Below are 21,766 nucleotides of genomic sequence, written 5' to 3' on the forward strand. Positions count from 1 at the left end.
TTAGTCTTCAAAGGCTTCAGGAGCCGGGCAGGAGCAGATCAGGTTACGGTCGCCGGAGGCGCCATCAATACGGCCAACGGCCGGGAAGTACTTGTCGAACTTCAGACGCGATACCGGGAACGCAGCCTGCTCTACCGAGTACTTGCGGTCCCAGTTGCTGTTGACCACGGCGGTAACGGTGTGTGGAGCGTGGCGCAGTGGCGACTGTTCAATGGTGTAAACGCCCGAGAGCACTTCTTCCATTTCCTGACGGATGGTGATCATCGCTTCGATGAAGCGCTCAATCTCGCCCAAGTCCTCAGACTCGGTTGGTTCCACCATCAGGGTGCCTGCTACTGGGAAGGACAAGGTTGGTGCGTGGAAGCCGAAGTCGATCAGGCGCTTGGCCACATCTTCTGCGGTCACCCCAGTCTTGGCGGTCAATTCGCGCAGGTCAAGGATGCACTCGTGGGCAACCAATTCCTTGTTACCGGTAAACAGTACTGGGAAGTGCTCGTTCAGACGCTTGGCAATGTAGTTGGCGTTCAAAATTGCATGCTTGGTAGCTTCGGTCAGACCGTCGCCGCCCATCATCGCAATGTAAGCCCAAGAGATTGGCAGTACGCCGGCCGAACCGAAAGCGGTAGCAACCACTGGCACACCGTCACGTTCGGTGTAGGTGCCCGAAGCGTCGCCTGGCAGGAATGGCAAGAGGTGCTCGCCTACGCCGATTGGGCCAACGCCTGGGCCGCCACCACCGTGAGGGATGCAGAAGGTCTTGTGCAGGTTCAGGTGCGAAACGTCGCCACCGAAGGAACCTGGCTGTGCCAGACCAACCAGTGCGTTCATGTTGGCACCGTCGATGTATACCTGGCCGCCGGCGGCGTGGATCTTGTCGCACACTTCGCGTACGTCAGCGTCGTACACACCGTGAGTGGATGGGTAGGTAATCATGATCGCAGCCAACACGTCCTTGTTGGCTTCGATCTTGGCATCCAGGTCATTGGAATCGATGGTGCCATCGGCAGCAGTCTTTACAACGACAACCTTCATGCCAGCCAGTACCGCGGAAGCCGCGTTGGTGCCGTGAGCCGAGGCTGGGATCAGGCAGACATTTCGCTGACCCTCGCCGCGTGATGCGTGGTAGTCCGAGATGGCTAGCAGGCCCGCGTATTCACCCTGGGAACCAGCGTTTGGTTGGATGGAGACGCCAGCGTAACCAGTGATCGCGGTCAGTCGACCTTCAAGGTCGGTGATCAGTTCACGCCAACCTTCGGTCTGCTCTGCCGGCGCGTAAGGGTGGATGGAAGCGAACTCTGGCCAGGTGATGGATTCCATTTCGGCAGCCGAGTTCAGCTTCATGGTGCACGAGCCCAATGGGATCATGGTGCGGTCCAGTGCCAGGTCGCGGTCCGAGAGACGACGCAGGTAACGCATCATCTGGGTCTCGGAAGAGATGGTGTTGAAGATCGGGTGGGTCAGGTAGTCGCTGGTGCGAACCTGCGACTCTGGGATCTCAAAGCCTTCTGGAGCCGAAAGCTCTACGCCGAAGACCTCAAGAAGGGATTTGACGATGCTTGAGGTGGTGGCCTCATCGGTGGAGATACCAACCTGGGTGTCGTTGACCTTGCGCAGGTTGATGCCCGCGGTGATCGCCTTGGAGATGATTTCCTCGGCGTTCTTCACGTTCACCACAACGGTGTCGAAGAAGGTATCGGATGCGAGGGTGAAGCCGCCCGCTACCAGCGAGGTGGCAATCACGCGAGCGTGGTTGTTGGCGCGGGTTGCGATCTGCTTCAAACCGGCTGGGCCGTGGTACACCGCGTACATCGAGGCACAAATGGCCAACAATGCCTGAGCGGTACAGATGTTGGAGGTCGCCTTCTCGCGGCGGATGTGCTGCTCGCGGGTCTGCAGTGCCAGACGGTAGGCAGGAACGCCAGCGTCATCAACCGAGACACCAACCAGGCGACCTGGCATCGAGCGGGTCAGGCCATCGGCAACGGCCATGTAGGCCGCGTGTGGACCACCGAAGAACAGTGGAACACCAAAGCGCTGGGTGTTGCCCACAGCGATATCGGCACCCTGTTCACCCGGAGGGGTGATCATGGTCAGGGCCAGTAGGTCAGCGATGACGGTGACCATTGCGCCAGCGTCCTTGGCGGCTGCGATGATGCTTGCGTGGTCTGCGATGGAGCCGTTGTTACCTGGCTGCTGCAAGACGATGCCGGAGATGTCGCCTTCTGGCAGGCCTGCGGAGAGGTCAGCAACTTCAACTTCGAAGCCCAGTGCGTCGGCACGGCCCTGCACAACTTTGAGGGTCTGCGGGAAGATGTTGGAGTCCAGGACGGTCTTGCCCTTGGCCTTCTTCTTATTGGCACGGCGCATCATCAGCACAGCCTCTGCGGCGGCCGAAGATTCGTCCAGCAAAGAAGCGTTGGCGATTGGCAGACCGGTCAGATCCATCACCATGGTCTGGAAGTTCAGTAGGGCTTCGAGGCGGCCCTGAGAGATTTCTGGCTGGTACGGGGTGTAAGCGGTGTACCAGGCTGGGTTTTCGACAATGTTGCGTCGAATCACCGCTGGGGTGAGGGTGTCGTAGAAGCCCTGACCAATCATCTGGGTCTTCATGACGTTTTTGGAGGCTACCGCACGCAGGTGGGCCAGCGCTTCGGTTTCACTTAGTGCTGCTGGAATATCCAGTGCGGCACCTTGTCGGATATCTGCGGGAACTGCGGTATCAATCAGTGATTCAAGGCTGTCGTAGCCAAGAGTCTGAAGCATGGTGGCGACGTCAGAAAGACGCGGGCCGATGTGGCGAGTAACGAATTCACTGTTCGTAGAAGCCGAAGTCTGCGTGATGGTCATGGTGCTGGAGTCTCCACGGGATCTGTCTTGGCGCATGCCAAAGGAAGGACGCTTTGCCTCCCCATCCCTGTTGCACTACCTGAGAGTTTTACGTGTTCGGCCAACAAAGCCGAGCACTTGCACCTTCGGTGAACCGGATCTGGCCGGCTACTTTCCAGAGTTGCCTCGTGATGGCGGTACGGGGGCCTGAGAGTTTCCTGGGGAGGAATTGCTCCTACGGCGCCCGTCCATGGTGTGAACGGGACTCTCCCGCCATCCGTCTATGGCGTGTGCTGCTGATCTTAGATCTGCAACACACAACCATGTTACCTGCCTCGCGCTCTAGGACAAAGAGTCGGACTGCGTTGAACTGTCACAAAAGTTTTACTTCGTGGCCGCCGCGAGTTGAACGTACTGCGGATACCTTGCTGACAAGGAATCACCCGAGGATGTACCCGAGAGCCTGCGCCTAACCCAAGGAACCAAATGTTCGGTAGCCCAACCCAATTCTTGCTTCAGCTTTTCGCTACGAGAGGTCACCGCGTGATCCGGCAGAACCGGAGCCTGAAGTTTATCTGCCCAGTTTTCGTCGGTGACCTGGTGTCGTCCAAGAACGTCAAGAACCCTCGCGGCCATCAGTGCATGTCCCAGCTCGTTCATGTGCAGGCGATCTACAGACCAATAACGCAAGTCTGAGAATTCGCGCCAACGCCAGTAGTCCGCAATGACCGCGCCGTACTTATCGGCAATCTCGCGAATTTTCTCGTTATAGATCGCAGTACGCGGACGGGTCTTGGAGAACAAGGGAGATTCGACAGTGTCAAAACCGGTGAAGAGTACAACGGTGCTTCCGGCCTCGGTGAAGCGTCGGACCATCCCTTCATAACTACGCATCAGCGCATCAAGATCTGCTCTGGGGCGCAAGATGTCGTTTCCGCCGGCGTAGATGCTCACCAGATCTGGCTTCATGGACAGGCCTTGGTCCAGTTGCTGGTTGATGACCTGACCGATTTTCTTTCCGCGTACCGCGAGGTTGGCGTATTCCCAGTCGCCCTGCGCGCTGAGCACTTCAGCGACTCGGTCGGCCCATCCGCGCACCTGGTTAGGTCGATTCGAATCTACGTCGCCGACGCCTTCGGTGAACGAATCACCCAATGCCAAATACTTCTTCACTTCAATCTCACTTTTGTATCTGCTAAATTTTTCTGTTCACTGCCAAGGTTCAGTTTGCCAAGGTTCAGTTTGATTTAGCCTTGGCGTTCTTGGCGAGGATCAGCTGGCGCGCCAGCTGACTGAGCTTGACCCCGGTAGATGTGTCTTTGGGTCCTTCGTTGCGCGAGGGAATGAAGCCAAAGCCGAGCTGGTAGGCAGGGTCGGCAAAGGCCAAAGATGAGTTAGCTCCGTCGTGACCGTAGGCGAAGATGGAGCCGTAATTATTGCGGGCGGTAGCCTTCATGAATCCCAAGGCAAAAGCCTGCAACAAACCGTTGCTTCGATCCAGTCCGTAAACCAGTTCGGTGGAGACCTGTGACCAGGTGTCCGCGCTGAGGAATCCTTGCATCGCGCCGAGGGATGGAACGGCGCCGAAGGATGCGGCATAGATTCCGGCTAGGCCTTGAGCATTGGCGACTGCTCCCATGGACGCCGGGCCGATCTCACGTACCTGGGCTGCGTTGGCCAGTTCATGCCAGTTGTAAACCGGGCCGTCTGCCAGAGCGAATCCGGAGGCGGAGTTGACCGCTAGGCCAGCTGGCGAGAAGGGATCAAAAAATTCGCCCGGTGCTTCAACGCCGGCTAAGACATCTCGGTAACGCGATTCCAGCGAGGGGTCTTGTCCGATATAAACGTCGGCCGAAAGAGGTTTACGGATGCGCTCTTCAAAAACATCTTTAAGCTCTTTGCCGGCGACGCGGCGAACCAGTTCTTCCATCAGTACGCCCATGGTGATGGCGTGATATCCAACGATGTTCTGACCCAGCGGCCAGATGCTTGGCATGGACGCCAGAACCTTGGCATATTCAGCCGAGTTCAGTAGGACTTCACTTGGTACACCGCCGGGAACACCAAGAACGCCAGCCTGGTGACTGAGCACCTCGCCAACGGTGAGCTTATTCTTTCCACCGGCGCCAAATTCTGGCCAGTAGGTGGTCATTGGGGCAGCTGGATCAATCAGGCCATCTTGGACGAGTAAGGCGATGACCAGTGCGCCCATGCCTTTGGTACACGAGAAGACACAGGTCAGTGCATCCGCCGCTAAATGCTCACCGACGCTGTGGCTGAGCACGAGTTCACCCCGGTGATAAACAGCGAGCTGTGCCGAGTAGTTTTCTTCTTCAGCAGCTCGTGCTTCCAGAGCTTGAGCCAAAGGTGCGAAATCTTCGCTAATCACCGAGTCCATCTACGTCCTTAAAGTGCTTGTCGCTTTTCAACTAACCCTAGTCGGATCCAGCGCAATTCTCACTTGGCTCGCCAACATGCTACTAAGATCCCATGCGTATGTCAGGTCACAGCTAGAGGGGCGTAGTACCGCTTATCGTCATTTTGCAACCTTTGGACTCGTGATACTGTGAGCCAACTCAGAAGACGGTTTGCCGACTATGGGTGCAACAACTAAATTTGTCATGCTTGCCACCTACTACTGAAGGAGATGATCTCGATCGCATGACTGTGAATAGTGACACGCCAGTACCCCAGGGCCAGGATACAGAACTCAAGCGGGTGATCGGCCCCAAGCTGCTGCTATTCCTCATCATGGGCGATATCATCGGCGCAGGCATTTTTGCCATCACCGGTAAGGTTGCTGGCCAAGTGGGTGGCGCGGCCTGGTTGCCGTTCCTCGTTGCTTTTGCCATCGCAACTTTGACCGCTTTTAGCTACCTCGAACTGGTCACCAAGTACCCACACGCCGCTGGCGCGGCTCTGTACGTGCACAAAGCTTTTGGCATCCATTTTGTCACTTTCATCGTGGCTTTCACCGTGGCCTGTTCAGGCATTACTAGTGCCGCGACCTCAGCAACCTTGGTTGGTCAGAACCTTCTGATCGGTTTTGGCCAGTTCATTGATGGTGTCCCCACCACGCCACAAGCGGGCATGTGGGCTGCCATTGCCATCATCGTGATCCTTGCGCTGATCAACTTGCGAGGTGTGGGTGAGAGCGTCAGGTTCAACCTCGTCTTGACCATTATTTCGCTGGCCATCATGGCAGTGATCATCGGCATCGGCTTCTCTGTTATTGCGTCCGGTCAGGGTGATATCAGCCGTCTTGTAGTCTTCGAGACCCCGTCGGACCGCAGTCTTTTTGCCGCGCTAACCATGGGTACCGCCATCGCCTTCTTCGCCATGGTTGGTTTTGAAGACTCGGTGAACTTGGTGGAAGAAACCAAGAATCCAAACAAGGTATTCCCGAAGATCATGTTTATTGGTCTGGGTTTGTGTGCAGTGATCTACATGCTCGTGGCTGTCACCGTGATCATGGTGATCCCTACCGGCGACTTGCTGAACCCGAAGAATCCAGATGCCGGTATCTTGCTGGACGTGGTGCGCCTGGGCGCCCCGAACATTCCGGTGGACGCTATCTTCCCGTTCTTGACCGTTTTTGCCGTGGTCAACACCGCGCTGATGAACATGCTGATGGCAAGCCGATTGCTCTACGGCATGGCCCGTCAAGGCGTGCTCCCGCAGTTCTTGGGCAAGGTGCACTCCACCCGCCGCTCCCCTTGGGTAGCCATCTTGTTCAGCACCGCGCTGGCCATTGCTTTGGTGGCTTACGTCAACTTGGATAGCGAGAACGGCATTGTTGGCTCGCTGGGTGGAACCACAGCACTGCTGTTGCTCTGCGTCTTCGCCGTAGTTAATGTTTCATTGCTGGTCTTGCGCCGCGAAAAGGCACCGGAAGATGCCTTCCGTACCCCGACCGTCATCCCGATTCTCGGCGTAGCCTTCTGCCTGTTCCTCGCCGGCCCGTGGGCCCGTTCGCGCGAGGACTGGGTGCAGTACGAAATTGCCGGCCTATTGCTGGTTATTGGCGTACTGCTCTGGGCAGTGACCTGGCTGGTCAACCGCATCAATTACAAAAAGGGCATTATCGAAACCCGCCCCGGGCACTACGAATAAATAGCATCGGGTACAGCTGTGGTCCACCGAGAATTTTTCTCGGTGGACCACAGTTCTTTAAGTCTCTAATCTCGCGCTGACCGCTACGCGGACTGCTCGATGGTTTCTTGACGGAAGCGAAGCTTCCAGCCCTGTTCGCCTAGTTGCCACCAGGAGGAGACCACCAAAACTTCAGAGTCGCTTGGCTTCATTCGGTAGGCCAGCAACACCATTTCTTCACTGATCTGTCGGGTGGCCAGAACCTGCATCTGACCCGTGGTGGGCAGTGCGGATCCGGAGCTCAACAGGGTGGCAATAGTTGCTACATCCAGTAGCCCACCGTGGCGGGTCACCTCTTGGTAGCTGGGGTGCAAGAAGTCGGCGATCTCAGTAAAGCTGGTGCGGATTTGTGGGTCGAGGAATCCTTGCTCCAGCTCATAAACCGTCGCGGCAAAGTCCCCGGATGTTGACACTAGCGCAGATACCTGTGCGGGTTGTTCGGCTTCGTGAGCTGGCTCAACTGGCTCTGCCGGCGCGGAAGTATTGGAAGCACTTGCCGCCGCTGGTGCTTGCGCGTTTCCCACCGTGTAACCGGGGCCAGCGTCAGGGGAAGTTCCCTTTTGATGAGCGGTGGCCGCTGCGCGAGCGCGTTCGTCGGCAGCCTCGTTCAGGTCGTGTCCAGCGTGGCCCTTGACCCATTCAAAGGTGTACTTGCGGCCGGTAATGGCCGAATCAAGTTCTTTGAGGATGTCTTGGTTCAACACCTGCTTGCCGTCGGCTTTTTTCCAGCCGCGCTTCTTCCAGCCCGGCATCCATTTGCTGATGCAGTTGATGGCGTACTGCGAATCGCAGAGAATCTTTAGTTCTTCATCAGGCAGGTGTGCGGTGGCCCGGAAGAGTTCAAGGACTGCTTGCAGCTCCCCCATATTGTTTGTTCCGTGGTCCCAACCACCGGCCGCCCAATTATTGTCATCCACGTACCAGGCCCAACCGGCCGGCCCTGGGTTACCTAGGGCGGATCCATCTGCAGCTGCAATGATCGTCATGCTTTAATCCTGCCACGCGTGATGCCTGCCTCTGACCTACCTATCGGGCCATGTCGCTGACGGTTCGACTCAAAACTAAAACTGAAGAAAAGCTCAAGAAATGGAAAACCCCTGAGCTGGCAGGTTTTGACGATTTCAAAACGTCACCCGAACCCAGGGGTTAAGACCACTTGGCCTAAGCGTTCTACTAGCTATGCCGAGTACAACGGGTTGTGGCCGGCTTGCACGCGCTCTTCGGCTCGAACTTCACCCGGTGCGGTGCCGTTGAGGAACGGACCGTTATCGGCCAACTGATCACGACCCGAGAGTTCTAACCAGTTTTCTAGCACTGGACCCTTCGGGATGATCTGGGTTGGGTTAATGTCTTCATGCACCACGTAGTAGTGAGCCTTGATCTGTTCAAAGTCGATGGTGTCACCAAAACCAGGGGTCTGGAACAGATCACGGGCATAACCCCAAAGGTTAGGCATCTCGACCAGCTTGTTGCGGTTGGTCTTGAAATGACCGTGATACACCGGATCAAAACGCACCAAGGTAGTAAACAGACGTACGTCCGCTTCGGTGATGTAGTCCCCCATCAAGAAACGACGGGTAGCAAGTCGCTCTTCCAGGAAATCCAACGTATCAAAAAGACGATCATAAGCGTCGCTGTAGGATTTCTGATCCCCAGCAAATCCTGCGCGATATACGCCGTTGTTCACTTCGGTGAAGATCCGCTTGATCAGCGGAAGCATTTCATCTAGCTGATCTTCCGGCACCAAATTTGGTGCACCCTCGCGATGGAATTCTTTCCACTGGGTGGATAGGTCCCAGGTGATTTGTGGGTAGTCATTGGTGACAACGGCACCGGATGGGATATCCACGATGGCCGGAACGGTGATGCCACGAGGGTAGTCAGCAAAGCGCTTGAAGTAGTTTTCTTGGATTCGTTCGGTGCCTAGAACTGGATCTTTCCCGTCTGGATCTAGATCAAAAGTCCAGCTGCGGGCGTCGTGGGTTGGCCCGGGAAGCCCAACGGACAAGGCATCTTCTAGGCCAAGCAGTCGGCGAACAATGAGGGTGCGGTTGGCCCAAGGGCAAGCACGAGCTGCCACCAAGCGGTAGCGCCCTGCTTCTACTGGCCACAGCTGGGCACCTTCAGAAACACCGGCCAACGGATGACCGATCTTGCTGTCGTTATGCTCATTGCTGTAATTTTCTGGCGCAGTATCAGCGACAATCCGGTCTTGGATGTAGTTGGTATCACGGGTGAATCCTCCGCCGGTGACATAGGCACCCTTCGTTGAATATTCTTCGCTCATCGTTTCCCTCCAAAGTCCTTCATGCTCTACACATTCAGTGTGCTTCCACATCGACCCTAGAACAACGGCTGCCCGTTGAACATGATGATGTGAATCAATATTTCGGCAGGTAGCTGGCCATCAGTTAATTGACGTGTCAGCCTATGTTGCCAAAACCAACCTTACACGAGATGATTGATGCGTCAACAAAATTTTATTGGGCTAACGATACAAGGGTGAAAGAAAATCATGAAGAGCGACGAGACCCGCTGGCTCACCGATAGCGAGCAGGAACTCTGGCGCACGATACGCGAGTTCCTCTGGCAATTCCCCAGCGCAATGGACCGTCAGTTACTCCGCGATGCACAAATGCAGTCCGGGGAATATTCGGTTTTGGCGGTACTTTCAGAGACTCCGGAACCAAGTTTACGTCCCGCTGACGTTGCTCAAGGACTTCGCTGGGACCGCTCCCGACTTTCACACCTGCTTCGTCGTATGGAAGCCAAGGGCTTGATCAGCCGTTGCTCGGATGAAACCGATCGCCGCGGTCACCAAATTGCGCTCACCGAATTGGGTCAACAAACCATCCAAAGTGCAGCGCCGACCCACGTCACCTTTGTGCGCGAAACGCTCTTTGATTCCCTTGATCCTGCAGAACGCAAAGCACTGGAATCCGCGTTGCCAAAGATCCTGGACTCACTGGAAAAGCAAGGGCTCAGAGACTCCTCCTGCTAGTTCCTTTGCGCGGCTAGCTCGCTGTTTTGAACTAATCGCGCAAAGCGACCACCAAGGGCCACCAGCTCGTCGAAGGTTCCTGCCTCAGCAATCTGGCCATCTTCGAGCACCACAATTTTATCCGCACGCATCACAGTGCTTAGCCGGTGTGCAATGAGCAGAGTAGTACGCCCAACTGCAAGCTCATCCAGCGCCTGCTGCACCAACGCTTCGGTGACTGTATCCAGTGCGCTAGTTGCCTCATCCAGCACCAGAACCTTTGGCTTGCGCAGCATGGTTCGAGCGATGGCCAGACGTTGCTGTTCTCCACCGGAGAACCGATGGCCACGCTGACCTACCTCAGTATCTATGCCCTGAGGCAACCCGCGGATGAGCTCTGCAATCTGTGCAGCTTCGAGCGCCTGCCACAGTTGAGCTTCGCTTGCTTCCGGTGCAGCCCAGAGCAGGTTGGCCCTGACAGTATCGTGCAGCAAGTAGCTCTCCTGAGCCACCACAGAGACCACATTCGCGATGCCTTCTGGCGCATAGTCTTTGAGGTCAACTCCGTCGAGCAGCACCTGTCCCGAAGTTGGGTCCAGCAATCGTGGAAGCAATGAGCCTAGAGTGGACTTACCGGAACCAGTAGAGCCAACCACTGCGGTCATCGTGCCGGCTTCAAGTGTCAGATTTAGTTGATCCAAGGTCGCCCGATTAGCTTGCGGGTAGCGGAAGCTCACGTTGCGAAGCTCTACGTACCCATGAACATTTTCTGGTTCCACCGGCTTTGGATTCTTCGGCACCGGTAATTCTTGGTCAGTATCAAGGTACTCAAAAACCCTGCTGAACAAGGCCATGGCCGAAACCCACTGAACCGATAGTTGCATCAAGCCCATGACTGGACGGAAGATCCCAGCTTGTAGCCCAGTGAAGGCAACCAGGGTACCGATACTCATTCCTTCGCCTGTCACCGGCAATCCGGCAGCCAGATAGAGGGCAGCTGGAATAGCCGCAAAAATGATGCTCATGGTGGCCATGCGCCAGCGTCCGGCTAGGGCGCTTTTCATTTCAAGGTCAATGAGCTTATGGCTGGAATCCGCGAAGACCGCAGCGTCCGCACTACCAGTGCCCATGATCTTGGACAGGCGTACTCCTGAGATGCTCAGCCGCTCTTCAATCAGCGAGGTCAGGTTAGACATCTCGCGCTGTCGCTTACCGGTGACCGCGCGCCGCAACTTTGCGGTCTGTTTGGCCAGCAAAATTGCCGGAGGGAAGACAATCAAAGAAATCAGACTGAGCTTCCAAGAGATAGCAACCATGGCTACTGCTGTTGCCACCACGGTGGTCAGGTTTGAAGCGATACTGGTTGCCGAATTGGTAATGACCGACTGCATCTGCCCGACATCATTGATCAATCGAGATTGGACGTCCCCTGAACGGGAGTTGGTGAAAAATCCGAGCGACTGTTTCTGTAAGTGGGTAAAGAGACCGGTACGCAGTCGGTGCATAACGCGCTGCCCCATCAAGGTGGCGCGCCACGTTTGCAGCACTTCCAGCACCGCGGTAGCTAGCGCAATGAGCACCAGTCCCCCGGCGCCGAACATCAGAAGCCGAACATTGCTATTGGGAATGGCGTCATCAATCAGCTCGCGGACAATGAAGGGTTGAGCGAGGCCAATGATGGACGAGGCTACGATCAGTAGGACCACGACGATGACAGAGCCCAGGTGCGGTCTAAAAAGTTCGGCCACACGCTTGAGTGAGACCGGATGCTCGGCTAGCCATTGTTTATCTTGGGCCGAATTTTTCATGCGGCCACCACCGGTAGGCGCGGCCGGTATTCCGCGCGTTGCTCCTGAACTCATAGACCCTCCCTCATCACTCTTTTCACACAAAGAATAGCAGAGGTAACCTCACTATGTGGTTTCATCTTGAATTTGTTCTGAAGAACACACTATTCTTGAAAGCATGCAGAACGAAGAGTCCAAGGATGACTTGGCAGATCTCTTTCTCCGGGCCTCGCGCGTTATCCGCGGGCGCTGGCGAGAAAACCTCATCCCCTTAGGGATCACCCCACATCAATCGCGAGTGTTGAGCCTGCTCAGCCATGCCGAAAACCAGGGGATGCGCAACTCGCACTTAGCAGAGCGACTACATATCGCCGCGCGCTCCACCACCGAGGTTGTCGACCAGCTTGAAGCTAAAGAGCTGGTGATCCGCACCCCGGATCCTGCAGACCGACGTGCCACACTCATCGCACTGAGCCCCAGTGGCAAGGCTCAAATAGGTGAGCTGACTCGGCTTAGACGCGAGAGCATGGACGGGTACTTTGAAAAGCTTCCGGGCGATGATCGCAAGGAGCTCACCCGCCTGCTGGAGATCCTAGACAGAGAAAATCCTCGCCCACGGCGCTCCGATTGCAAGCCTGCGAGCAGCAACTAGTTCTCAAAACCAAAAAGCGGCGGCCCTGAAAACCATTTAATGATTTTCAGGGCCGCCGCTTTGGAATAGTCCAAGGACTAAAATTCAGTTCTAGTTTTCGGTCTTCCCACGACGCCAGTAGCCCATGAAGGCCACCTGCTTGCGATCTAGACCCGCTTCACGCACCAAGTAACGGCGCATTTCCTTCACGGTCGCTGCCTCACCGGCAACCCACGCGTAGAACGGAGCGTTGTTGGCTTGGCCGGTCTCCCAAAGAATTTCGGAATCAATGTCAATGTCTTCAGGCTCGGCGTTGGTATCAACAACACCGGCTGCCGGGATTGCCACGACCTGGCGCAAGGCCGATCGTAGTAGCTCCCCGTGCTCACTATTTCCGCGGGTAAGCCACTGTACGGACACCCCAGAACGAGTCGAAGCACCCAGAATGTCGGTGGTCTCTGGCACCTCGATCAGGGCATGTCCGGTGACATGAGAAGGTAATGACTCAAGGATCGCACAAATTGCCGGAGCGGCCGTTTCATCCCCGGCCAGCACAATGCGGCCGGCATCGCCTGGACGGAATTCGATGCCGCCGTAGCTGGAATCATTGAGGAACTTATTAGGGCCAAGGAGCAACAGTTGGGCACCCACCTGGGCGCGATCACCAAACTCGGTGGCTGGACCGCCGTGTAGCTTTCCATCCACCATGTGTCCGTGCATCACAAAATCAATATCTAGCTCTGCAGTGAGCCCAGCGTTATCTCGGTGACCGGCTTCGCGGAAGGCACGAACGGTGTAGGTGCGCATGTAGCCGCGGGTGTCCGGATCAATGGATAACCAGCGCTTGTACCAACCGACTTGATCCGCTGGACTGGTCATCGCGTTCGGGCGCATCGAGGCAATTTCGTCGGTCAGCGCGGTACCGCCAGCTGGTGGCAGCAACAACTTGATCCGCATATCCAATGGGTGACTGTTGGTCCCAAAGTAATCCAGGTCGTTGCCGCTGAAAGTCAGACGGCGGAAGGAAGGTGAGAGATCTTGACGTTTGATCAAGGTGGTCTCAAAAGCCAACGTTGGAACGTGCTCGTAGGCCGGGCGAACGCTCTGTTCAGATTCGCCGGTCGTCTCATCTTGTTCTGCTTCAGCTGGCTGCGTACCGGTAGAAGGCTCAAGTGCTTTGGGCTCACTGCGGAAAATACCCTTGGAGGCCAGCACCTGCTCGGTGCGCAATACCCGGTGACGTCCGATAGGTAGAACCAGTGGAGTGCCACCCACCGGGTCAGGGATAACTCGGCTTGGCATCCCAAAAACGTCTTTAACTGTCTTTTCGGTCACCACTTCATTCGGGTGCCCGGCAGCGTAGATCTTTCCGTGACGCAGGGACACCAGATAATCGGCGTAGCGCGCTGCCAGGTTCAAGTCGTGCAACACAATGACTACGGTGATGCCGCGACTACGATTCAACTCGCTGACCACATCAAGCACCTCAAGCTGGTGCGCCACGTCCAAGAAGGTGGTGGGCTCATCAAGTAACAACAGGTCAGTTTCCTGGGCCAGCGCCATGGCGATCCAGACACGCTGACGCTGCCCACCAGAGAGCTCGTCGACTGCACGGTCGGCAAGCTCGGTGGTGCCGGTCATTTCCATTGCGTGGTTCACTGCCGCTTCATCTTCAGCGGAGAAGCGCTTGAATAAGCCCTGGTGTGGGTAACGACCACGGCTGATCAGCTCGCGGGCGGTGATTCCATCCGGCGCGGTTGGTGACTGTGGCAGCAGACCCAAAGTCTTTGCGACTTCCTTGGCCGGCTTGGAATGAATATCCGCCCCGTCCAACAGCACCTGCCCACCGGTGGGCTTAAGCAGTCGTGATAGGGCGCGCAAGAGGGTGGACTTGCCGCAACCGTTTGCGCCGACCACGATGCTCACCTGCCCGGTGGGGATGTCCAAGGACAGTTCGTCGACAATGGTGACCTTGTCATAGGCCAAGGTCAGATCGCTAGCCTGCAAAGTGGCCATGGATTAGCCCCCGTTTCCGGTTGAGTTGGCGCGCACCAAAATCCAAATCAGGAACGGTGCGCCGAATGCGCCGGTAATTACTCCTACCGGCAGTACAAGATCTGCGAACAAATTTGCTGCAAAAAAATTGGCGATAATCACCAGGGTTGCGCCGGTCAATCCGGCAAGGGGAATGTTGATTGGCCCGCGCGAAAGGGCCGCGCTAATCGGACCGGCAAGGAACGCCACAAAGGCCAGTGGCCCGGTCACTGCAATGGGCATCGCCCCCATAGCGACGGCCACAAACACCAGCAGCGTGCGAGCCTGGCTGACATTGACGCCCAGTGCGGCTGCCGAATCCTCGCCCAGTTCCAGCATTTTGAGCTGACGCAGCACAAAGGGAAGGAAGACTCCCCCAATAATTCCTAGGCTGATCAAGAGCACCAGGGCGCTACGCCAGTTGCTCGAAGACAGTGAACCGGAGAGCCAATGCATCACGTCGCTCGCGGTATTCACCTGAGCTTGGGTCAGAAGATATTGGATCAGTGCCTGCAGCATGGATCCGATGGCTAGCCCAGCCAAAATCAATCGTGGCCCGGTGCGTTTACCCGACGCTGAAAGCCAATAAATCAGCGCGGCGACAATCAGTCCACCGGCTAAGGCGAAGACGTTCAGTTTCCAGTCGGTATAACCCAGGGTGATCATCGCGAACACCGCGGCGGCCGAGGCACCGTAGCCCACGCCGATCACATCGGGGCTGGCCAGTGGGTTGCCCAGCCAACGCTGGAAGAGTGCGCCGGAGATACCAAGACCCGCACCAGCCAAGGCGCCAACAGCTACTCGTGGCAGCCTATCGGACATGATAATAAAGCTGGTTCCGGGGACCTTTTGGCCGCTAAGCACCTGTAGAACTTCGGTGGCAGGTAGGCGGTCGCGGCCCCAAAACAGGTAAGCCACGATGGAAAGAATGATGGCGACCGACATCCAGATGGTGGTTCGAAGCACCCGGTTTTTAGTCCTTTGCGGCCGGCTCTGTTCCGCTTTGTTTTGCTTCACCGTCTCTTGCGTCATTTCGTTGGTGCTCATAGGCTCACCGACTTCATGCCGCTGCGCATCATCAGGATAAAGAGGGGTCCGCCGATCATTGCGCACATGACGCCAACTTGGATTTCACTCGGTGGCGCGATCACTCGTCCCACGGTATCAGCCACCAATAAGAGAATCGGCCCGGCCAGCAAGGACCCAGGCATTAACCACCGGTAATCCGAGCCCACCAGTAAGCGCACGGCGTGCGGGATCATCAAGCCAACAAAGGCGATGGGCCCGGCCACCGCCGTGGCGGTACCGGCCAGGATGACCACACCGATCGAGCCCAGCAGGCGTGCTCGTCCTAAGTTGAAGCCTAGCGCGGTGGCAGTGTCATCTCCCATGGAGACGGCGTTGGACACCCGCGCGGTAGACAAAACGATTAATGCTCCAACGGCCACAACCGGCGCCGCACCAAGGAACGTGTCTAGTGGAGTGCTGGACAGGGATCCGATCTGCCACATGCGGAATCGATCTAGGGTGGAATCCGAGATCATCAGAATCGCGTTGGTGACGGCCCCTACGCCCACGGCCAGGGCCGCGCCGCCTAGGGCCAGCTTGATTGGGGTGGCACCTTCACGCCCCACATTGGCCACCACGTACACCAAGGTCATCACCAGCGCCGCACCAATAAAGGCGGCAATCATGATCCCGGTCAGCGAGCTAACACCCAAAAAAGCGATGGCAACCACCACGCTCATCGCGGATCCTGCGTTCAGTCCCAGAATTCCGGTATCGGCCAACGGGTTGCGAGTTAGACCCTGCAGTCCTGCGCCGGCCATGCCCAAGGCGGCCCCGACCACGATGGCCCCGATGGTCCGTGCAAAGCGCGAAGCGACCACGCCTTGATCTCCGTTGGTGGCATCAAAATGCCACAGCGCATCACTGAGCGTGGACAGCGAAACGGCGCGTGCACCAAAGAGCAACGACGCGCAGATGGCAACTACCAACAACACTCCGAGGATGATAAATGCCCCGAGTTTGCGTGGCAGACGCGGACCGGCAGCTTCGTGCTCTGGGCGCGTCACACTTTCAGTCGAGGTCATAGGTTCCTACACTCATTGCTATGGATCATCTTTCCGCTCCCACCCTGATTGCTCCGGGTATCGCTTTGTTGCAGGCCGATAACCCTTCGGAAATGACGTTGGATGGGACTAACTCCTATTTGCTCTTCGACCCGAAAATTTCTGCGTTGAGCCCCGGTACCCCGGTGGTGTTGATTGATCCAGGACCCGAGCTTCCCGCTCATTTGGAATCGCTGGCCCAATTTGAAATTCAGTTGGTGCTGATCACGCACCGCCATGGCGACCACACCGACGGTATCAACTACCTGCATCGGCTGTGCCAGGCACCGGTTCGCGCCCAGTTGAACGAATACTGCCGGGATGCGGCAGCGTTGGAAGACCACGAAGTCATTAGCTGCGCGGGCATCAACGTTCAGGTTCATTTCACTCCGGGCCACACCTCGGACTCGGTGTGCTTTACGCTCAACGGTGTCAGCCCGCACCTGTTCACCGGCGATACCGTGTTGGGTCGCGGGACCACTATTTTGGATCATCCGGATGGAACGCTGGAAGATTACCTTGCTTCCTTGGATCGGCTGCTGCGCCTTGATGACATGCCCTTGCATCCAGCGCACGGTGAGCAACACACTGCCTCGCATCAGTTGTTGCGTGCCTACCTTGCGCATCGTGAGTCCCGATTGGATGAAGTTCGTGGGGCCCTGATTAAACTCGGCAAGGCCGGGGCGGACGTTGACCCAGCTCAATTGCTGGACGTTGTCTACCCCGACCTGGATCCGCGCCTGGTTGGCGCGGCTAGCCGATCCTTGGAAGCGCAGTTGCACTATCTAGCGTCGAATCGCTAGCAGTTACTTTGCTTTGGCTGCGTTTTCGGCAGCCTTTACGATTTTTGGAACCACGGTGTCCAAGGACCATTCCAGGGACAGCGGCGAAGCTGCCGAGATAGCTAGGGTTGCTTCATCGGTGCCTGGCAGTGCCACCGCGTCACTCTTCACCGCAGGGATCTGACCGTACAGCGGCTGCGACTTCACGATGTCTTTAGTGGTGTTACCGGCGATCGCTGAGGAGAAGACGATATCTGAATCCCACTCGTTGACTTTTTCAGGGGAAACGGTGAAGAAGAACGTATCCTTGGTGGCGTTGTTCTGCACGTAGTCAGCCTGCTTCATGCCCAATGCCGTCAAGAAGCGTGGACGGGTGTCGCCTTCGGAGTACACGTACGCGGTATCCGGGGCGGACAAGTCAGCTGCGATGAAGGTTGTATCCTTCAGGACTGGGTTGTCTTCACCGACCTTAGCCAAGTCGCCTTCAACCTTCTTGATCAAGGTTTGTGCTTGATCTTCCTTACCGAGCATCTGACCGGCGGCTTCGGTGACTTCCTGCCAGCTGGAGGTGTAGTTCGGCTTGATTGGACCAACTACCGGTGCGATCTCTTCGAGCTTTTCGTACTGTTCCTTCTTCAGTCCCGAGTAAGGAGCGAAGATGACATCTGGCTTGCTCTTGGCGATGGCGGTGTAGTCAGGGTCATCACCGGTGGTGAACTGTGCTGGAGCCTTCTCGGAACCGATGGAGGCGTCAAGCTTGGCCAGCGCCTCGTCCTTCCACTGAGTGGAATTGTTTTTGTTCTGGCCGTAAGTGTCGGCATCCATGCCTACTGGAACGGTGTCCAAAGCCAACAACGTGTCAGCGTTGACCCATGAGATGGTAGCTACGCGCTCTGGCGCCTTATCAATCTTGGTCTCACCATAAATGTTCTTGATGGTGACCGGGGTGAAATCTTCGCCAGCTTTGGCTGATGAATCAGCCGAAGAATCTGCGGAAGTGCCCGAGGAACCGCAAGCGGTCAGGCTCAGAGCGAGGATTGCGGTGGACGCGGCGAAGATTCCGGCGCGACGTGAAATTTTCATGGGTCGGTGATTCCAGACTATGCGAGGTTCTGTGAAACATTACTGCCAAGATAGGTAAGGGTTACCTATCCGAGCCGTATGCCACGATACGCGGTAATCGGATCAATACGCAACACGAAGCGTACCTAATCACCGCCCATGAAGTGATGCTAACCATTTACTGAATCAGAGAATGGACCCTGATCACTGTCTTTATCTTCCAGCCGTTAGCAACTTTTTCGGATCCGCGACCAATATTGATGCCCTAACCAAAAGCAAACCAAGTAACACGGCGACAATAACGGTAAGCACCGTCAGTGGGCTGAGGATGACTGCCATCCCAGCCAACGGCAGGACCAGAACGGTCGAAGCGATCGCAAAACCGATCGACGCAGTCAGCGCCGGGATCATCAATGAATTAGTGCGCGCCGAATTCATGGTGGAGTACGGCATCCCTAGGCGGTGTAGTCCTGAGTACAGTGGCGCCCGGTCCAAGGTACTTGCGCTCTGGCTAATAGCGGAGGACGTAGCCACGCAAATGAAGGTTATTGCCAAGGTCACCAGAACGCCGGTGAGAATATCGCCGGGTAAATAGTCATACCAGGAGTGATCTATTACATCTGTTGCTGACTGTTGCATCAGGGCTGCGCCACTGCCTCCCACCACAGCAACAAATGAGGCCATCGCGACGCCGGAAACCTGTCGCCAAGACTCGGCGGGACTTTCCAAGATCATTCGTGCGGCCAGGAGCTGTTGTGGAGTTTTAGCCGTCTTGAGCTTGCGCTTGCCCACCTTAGAAACAAGGTAGGGGCCAACTAAGTTCAGCACGAGTAGTCCGAAACCAAAGCCAGCAAGAATCACCACGATGATTACGGCAATACTTTCAGTCACTTTCCCCAAATTGAGGAAGACCAAACACAACACAATGATGCTGCCTACCGAAATCAAAGCGCGGACCCAGCTTGGCACCGGCACCGTTCTGCGAGTAGCCACAGACAAGGGCGAGATAACTAACTTGCGTAGACCCGCAGCTGCGCTGATGGCGGAGAGAAGAACGACAGCGAATACTGCTATCGCAACAATCCAAGCCGGCAGATAAATGGCCTTGCCAATGGGTGCTCCTTGGAACCGAATCAATGACGCCAACGGAGCACAAGCCAAGTACAGCACCACACCGGCGAGCGCACCGGCACATGCCGTGGCAGCCGCTTGAATCACGGTCACCGCACTAATCTGTGCTCCGGTTCCACCGAGTAACCTCAGCGAAGATAGCGCCCGGTCATTAGCTCGTGCAGATAGTCTGGCAGCGGCTGACCCAAGTACTAGAAGCGGCACCACCAGGAGCACTACCGCTATTCCCGCCAATGGAAGATATGCTCCTTGAGCTTCGGCTTCAAAGCTGGTGAAGGAATACGCTCCACCAAGTACGATCAGCAGAATCGTGCTGACCATGCCGTAAGCACTGACGGTGAGAACTTGAGGTGCTAGACGAGCCTTGGCTGGGCGCCCCAGCAGCCAGGCTAGATGCAATAGGTTCATCGGGTTTGACCCACAAAAGTGCTGCTGCCCTGGCGGCTGTCACTGATCAGGTTTCCATCGCTGAGTTTCACGACGCGGTCACAGCGTGCAGCCACCGTAGGGTCATGGGTGACCATAACCAATGACTTTCCCTGACCGACAGTGCAATCTAGCAATATGTCCAATACTTCGGCGCCGGTTGCTGAATCCAACGCACCGGTGGGCTCATCGGCAAATACAACCATGGCCCCGGTAACTTGGGCACGGGCAATCGCTACACGCTGAGCCTGTCCTCCCGAGAGCTGACCAATTCGACGTTGTTCCATTCCAGCAAGACCCAACGCAGCCAAGGCTTGGCCTGCCTGTGCCATCGCAGCCTGACGAGCAGTGCCATTGATCATCAGAGCCATTGCCACGTTTTCCTCTGCAGTGAGCTCTGGGATCAACAGCCCCGCTTGAAAGACAAAGCCAAAGGACTCACGGCGCAGTTTGGTTCGGGCTTTGTCCTTGAGTTCCTGAAGATTTACTCTGCTCTGCCCGGGAAGATCCAAGATTAGACTTCCCGAGTCCGGCAGTTCAATGCCTGCCAGCGCGTGAAGTAACGTCGATTTGCCGGATCCTGAGGGACCCATAATTGCTAATGATTCTCCGAGAGAGATTTTCAGATTCACGCCGTTAAGCGCAACGGTGGGGCCGAAACTACGGCGAAGGTCTTGGGCATTGAGTACGGGTGGATGATCTACGGAATTTTCAAGCATGACTCAATGTTTTCAATATTGGCCTACTTGCACATCGGTGCACGGACCGAAGTAGCTACGAGCGGGGTTCATCCCTCAGTAGGAGCGATTCTGAGTTGAACCAGTACTACAGGAGTTCTTGAGTAACGAATGAAATTGGAACTGTACACGCAGCCCTTTTGCGCCCCCTGCGTTCGAACCCGTCAGACGGTCGCTAGGGCCCAAGAACTACTACCTGATTTAGAAGTAGAAGAAATCAACGTAGTTGAGCAGGTTCAACGCGGCGAGGATTTAGGGGTAACCAGCACCCCAATGATTCGTCTGATGCAGGACGACACGGAAAGATTCCGCGCCAGCAATACTCCTACTTTGCCTCAGTTGCTCACTGCTATTGCACAGGCCAGCGACTAGTCTCACGTAGTTCAGTGGCCATAGATGCACGGTTCTTCTGTCTTTATGGGGAAGAATAGATCAGGTGATAACTGTGCCCGGCGTTGAACATGAATGCTTCCAACGCGTCCTCGCTGATTCATCCAATCGCATTGAATGGCTTCGAGCACGAGCGCAGGGAATCACCGCCACAGATGTTGCCAAGCTTTCTACTGAGAAGTCCATCAAGAATGCAGCCTGGGACAAGCTCTACGGCAACGGGTTTTCCGGAAACCCCTACACCGACCATGGCCGTAAGCGCGAGCCAGTCATCGCCGCGTGGGTGCAAGAAAACTTCAATATTTTCCCGTCGTCCCAGCTTTTCCACTCCCAAGCTTCTCGACTGCATCTAGCCACTCCCGACGGACTGGGTTTTGATGCTTCGGGCGCTCCGGTCTTGGCAGAAATCAAGACCACCAATAAGCCATTCAAAAAGATCCCCAAGAACTACCTGCGCCAGATTCTGTGGCAGCAGCACGTTATTGGCGCAGAACGCACGCTATTCGTTTGGGAAGAACATCAGGACTTTATTCCTTTACGCGATGTGCCCGAGTACCTCTGGGTGGAACGCGATGACGACCTGATTCAGGACCTCATCGACAAGGCCGAGTCTTTAATCTCCGCTTTGCGCGAGGCAACTGCCAGACAGCAACGCTACGACGACTATGGTCCAGCAGCTCTTCGACTCTAAAACCAACTAAAGCATTTGATCCCCAA

The 21,766-nt window shown here is 56.2% G+C and carries 18 protein-coding genes and 1 riboswitch; of the genes, 6 read left to right on the forward strand and 12 right to left on the reverse strand.

The window, feature by feature from the left end:
* The 3 genes from gcvP to ACT3RW_RS13605 all read right to left on the reverse strand — a co-directional run bounded on the left by gcvP (position 1) and on the right by ACT3RW_RS13605 (position 5,224).
* Positions 1-2,847, reverse strand: a complete 2,847-nt coding sequence (gene gcvP / locus ACT3RW_RS13595) for an aminomethyl-transferring glycine dehydrogenase (protein WP_444614096.1) — start codon at positions 2,845-2,847, stop codon at positions 1-3.
* Between the two features lie 164 nt (positions 2,848-3,011).
* Positions 3,012-3,109: riboswitch (glycine riboswitch) on the reverse strand.
* A gap of 101 nt (positions 3,110-3,210) precedes the next feature.
* Positions 3,211-3,999, reverse strand: a complete 789-nt coding sequence (locus ACT3RW_RS13600) for an SGNH/GDSL hydrolase family protein (protein WP_444614097.1) — start codon at positions 3,997-3,999, stop codon at positions 3,211-3,213.
* Positions 4,000-4,063: 64 nt separating this feature from the next.
* Positions 4,064-5,224, reverse strand: a complete 1,161-nt coding sequence (locus ACT3RW_RS13605) for a serine hydrolase domain-containing protein (RefSeq protein WP_444614098.1) — start codon at positions 5,222-5,224, stop codon at positions 4,064-4,066.
* Positions 5,225-5,487: 263 nt separating this feature from the next.
* On the opposite strand from ACT3RW_RS13605, the gene ACT3RW_RS13610 reads away from it, so the two are divergent.
* Positions 5,488-6,939 (forward strand): APC family permease, encoded by a 1,452-nt coding sequence (locus tag ACT3RW_RS13610; protein ID WP_444614099.1) that lies wholly within the window; start codon positions 5,488-5,490, stop codon positions 6,937-6,939.
* 83 nt (positions 6,940-7,022) lie between these two features.
* Here ACT3RW_RS13610 and ACT3RW_RS13615 read toward each other — a convergent pair whose 3' ends face one another.
* Positions 7,023-7,964 carry an RNase H family protein gene (locus ACT3RW_RS13615; RefSeq protein WP_444614100.1) on the reverse strand — a complete coding sequence of 314 codons (942 nt, stop codon included), beginning with the start codon at positions 7,962-7,964 and terminating at the stop codon, positions 7,023-7,025.
* 191 nt (positions 7,965-8,155) lie between these two features.
* Positions 8,156-9,265, reverse strand: a complete 1,110-nt coding sequence (locus ACT3RW_RS13620; protein WP_444614101.1) for a glutathione S-transferase C-terminal domain-containing protein — start codon at positions 9,263-9,265, stop codon at positions 8,156-8,158.
* Between the two features lie 228 nt (positions 9,266-9,493).
* On the opposite strand from ACT3RW_RS13620, the gene ACT3RW_RS13625 reads away from it, so the two are divergent.
* On the forward strand, positions 9,494-9,979 hold the full coding sequence (locus tag ACT3RW_RS13625) for a MarR family winged helix-turn-helix transcriptional regulator (RefSeq protein WP_131089013.1): 486 nt from the start codon (positions 9,494-9,496) through the stop codon (positions 9,977-9,979).
* Here ACT3RW_RS13625 and ACT3RW_RS13630 read toward each other — a convergent pair.
* Entirely contained in the window at positions 9,976-11,820 is a 1,845-nt protein-coding gene (locus ACT3RW_RS13630) for an ABC transporter ATP-binding protein (protein WP_444614102.1), read from the reverse strand. The genes ACT3RW_RS13625 and ACT3RW_RS13630 overlap by 4 nt on opposite strands.
* A gap of 103 nt (positions 11,821-11,923) precedes the next feature.
* Here ACT3RW_RS13630 and ACT3RW_RS13635 point away from each other — a divergent pair, with 103 nt between their 5' ends.
* Positions 11,924-12,397 (forward strand): MarR family winged helix-turn-helix transcriptional regulator, encoded by a 474-nt coding sequence (locus tag ACT3RW_RS13635; protein ID WP_444614103.1) that lies wholly within the window; start codon positions 11,924-11,926, stop codon positions 12,395-12,397.
* Positions 12,398-12,487: 90 nt separating this feature from the next.
* On the opposite strand, the gene ACT3RW_RS13640 is transcribed toward ACT3RW_RS13635, so the two are convergent.
* Genes ACT3RW_RS13640 through ACT3RW_RS13650 form a run of 3 tightly spaced genes read right to left on the reverse strand, consistent with a single transcriptional unit; the run spans position 12,488 to position 16,503 of the window.
* Positions 12,488-14,392, reverse strand: a complete 1,905-nt coding sequence (locus ACT3RW_RS13640; protein ID WP_444614104.1) for an SIP domain-containing protein — start codon at positions 14,390-14,392, stop codon at positions 12,488-12,490.
* 3 nt (positions 14,393-14,395) lie between these two features.
* Positions 14,396-15,457, reverse strand: a complete 1,062-nt coding sequence (locus tag ACT3RW_RS13645; protein WP_444614105.1) for a FecCD family ABC transporter permease — start codon at positions 15,455-15,457, stop codon at positions 14,396-14,398.
* Positions 15,454-16,503 carry a FecCD family ABC transporter permease gene (locus ACT3RW_RS13650; protein ID WP_444614106.1) on the reverse strand — a complete coding sequence of 350 codons (1,050 nt, stop codon included), beginning with the start codon at positions 16,501-16,503 and terminating at the stop codon, positions 15,454-15,456. Before ACT3RW_RS13650 ends, ACT3RW_RS13645 begins: the two co-directional genes overlap by 4 nt.
* 20 nt (positions 16,504-16,523) lie before the next feature.
* On the opposite strand from ACT3RW_RS13650, the gene ACT3RW_RS13655 reads away from it, so the two are divergent.
* Positions 16,524-17,324: an MBL fold metallo-hydrolase gene (locus ACT3RW_RS13655; RefSeq protein ID WP_444614107.1), complete on the forward strand. Its 801-nt coding sequence runs from the start codon at positions 16,524-16,526 to the stop codon at positions 17,322-17,324.
* Between the two features lie 3 nt (positions 17,325-17,327).
* On the opposite strand, the gene ACT3RW_RS13660 is transcribed toward ACT3RW_RS13655, so the two are convergent.
* The 3 genes from ACT3RW_RS13660 to ACT3RW_RS13670 form a co-directional block, all read right to left on the reverse strand.
* A complete protein-coding gene (locus ACT3RW_RS13660) occupies positions 17,328-18,386 on the reverse strand; it encodes an ABC transporter substrate-binding protein (protein ID WP_444614108.1) in 1,059 nt (352 codons plus the stop codon).
* 192 nt (positions 18,387-18,578) lie between these two features.
* Positions 18,579-19,904 (reverse strand): permease, encoded by a 1,326-nt coding sequence (locus tag ACT3RW_RS13665; protein WP_444614109.1) that lies wholly within the window; start codon positions 19,902-19,904, stop codon positions 18,579-18,581.
* Positions 19,901-20,641 carry an ABC transporter ATP-binding protein gene (locus tag ACT3RW_RS13670; protein ID WP_444614110.1) on the reverse strand — a complete coding sequence of 247 codons (741 nt, stop codon included), beginning with the start codon at positions 20,639-20,641 and terminating at the stop codon, positions 19,901-19,903. The genes ACT3RW_RS13665 and ACT3RW_RS13670 overlap by 4 nt, the downstream gene beginning before the upstream one ends.
* A 129-nt stretch (positions 20,642-20,770) precedes the next feature.
* On the opposite strand from ACT3RW_RS13670, the gene ACT3RW_RS13675 reads away from it, so the two are divergent.
* A complete protein-coding gene (locus tag ACT3RW_RS13675) occupies positions 20,771-21,031 on the forward strand; it encodes a thioredoxin family protein (RefSeq protein WP_444614111.1) in 261 nt (86 codons plus the stop codon).
* A gap of 73 nt (positions 21,032-21,104) precedes the next feature.
* The gene (locus tag ACT3RW_RS13680; RefSeq protein ID WP_444614112.1) at positions 21,105-21,740 is read left to right on the forward strand and encodes a YqaJ viral recombinase family protein; all 636 of its coding nucleotides are present in this window, start codon (positions 21,105-21,107) and stop codon (positions 21,738-21,740) included.
* Positions 21,741-21,766 lie beyond the last annotated feature (26 nt).

The organism is Glutamicibacter sp. AOP5-A2-18, from assembly GCF_052446055.1.
Taxonomy (GTDB): Bacteria; Actinomycetota; Actinomycetes; order Actinomycetales; family Micrococcaceae; genus Glutamicibacter.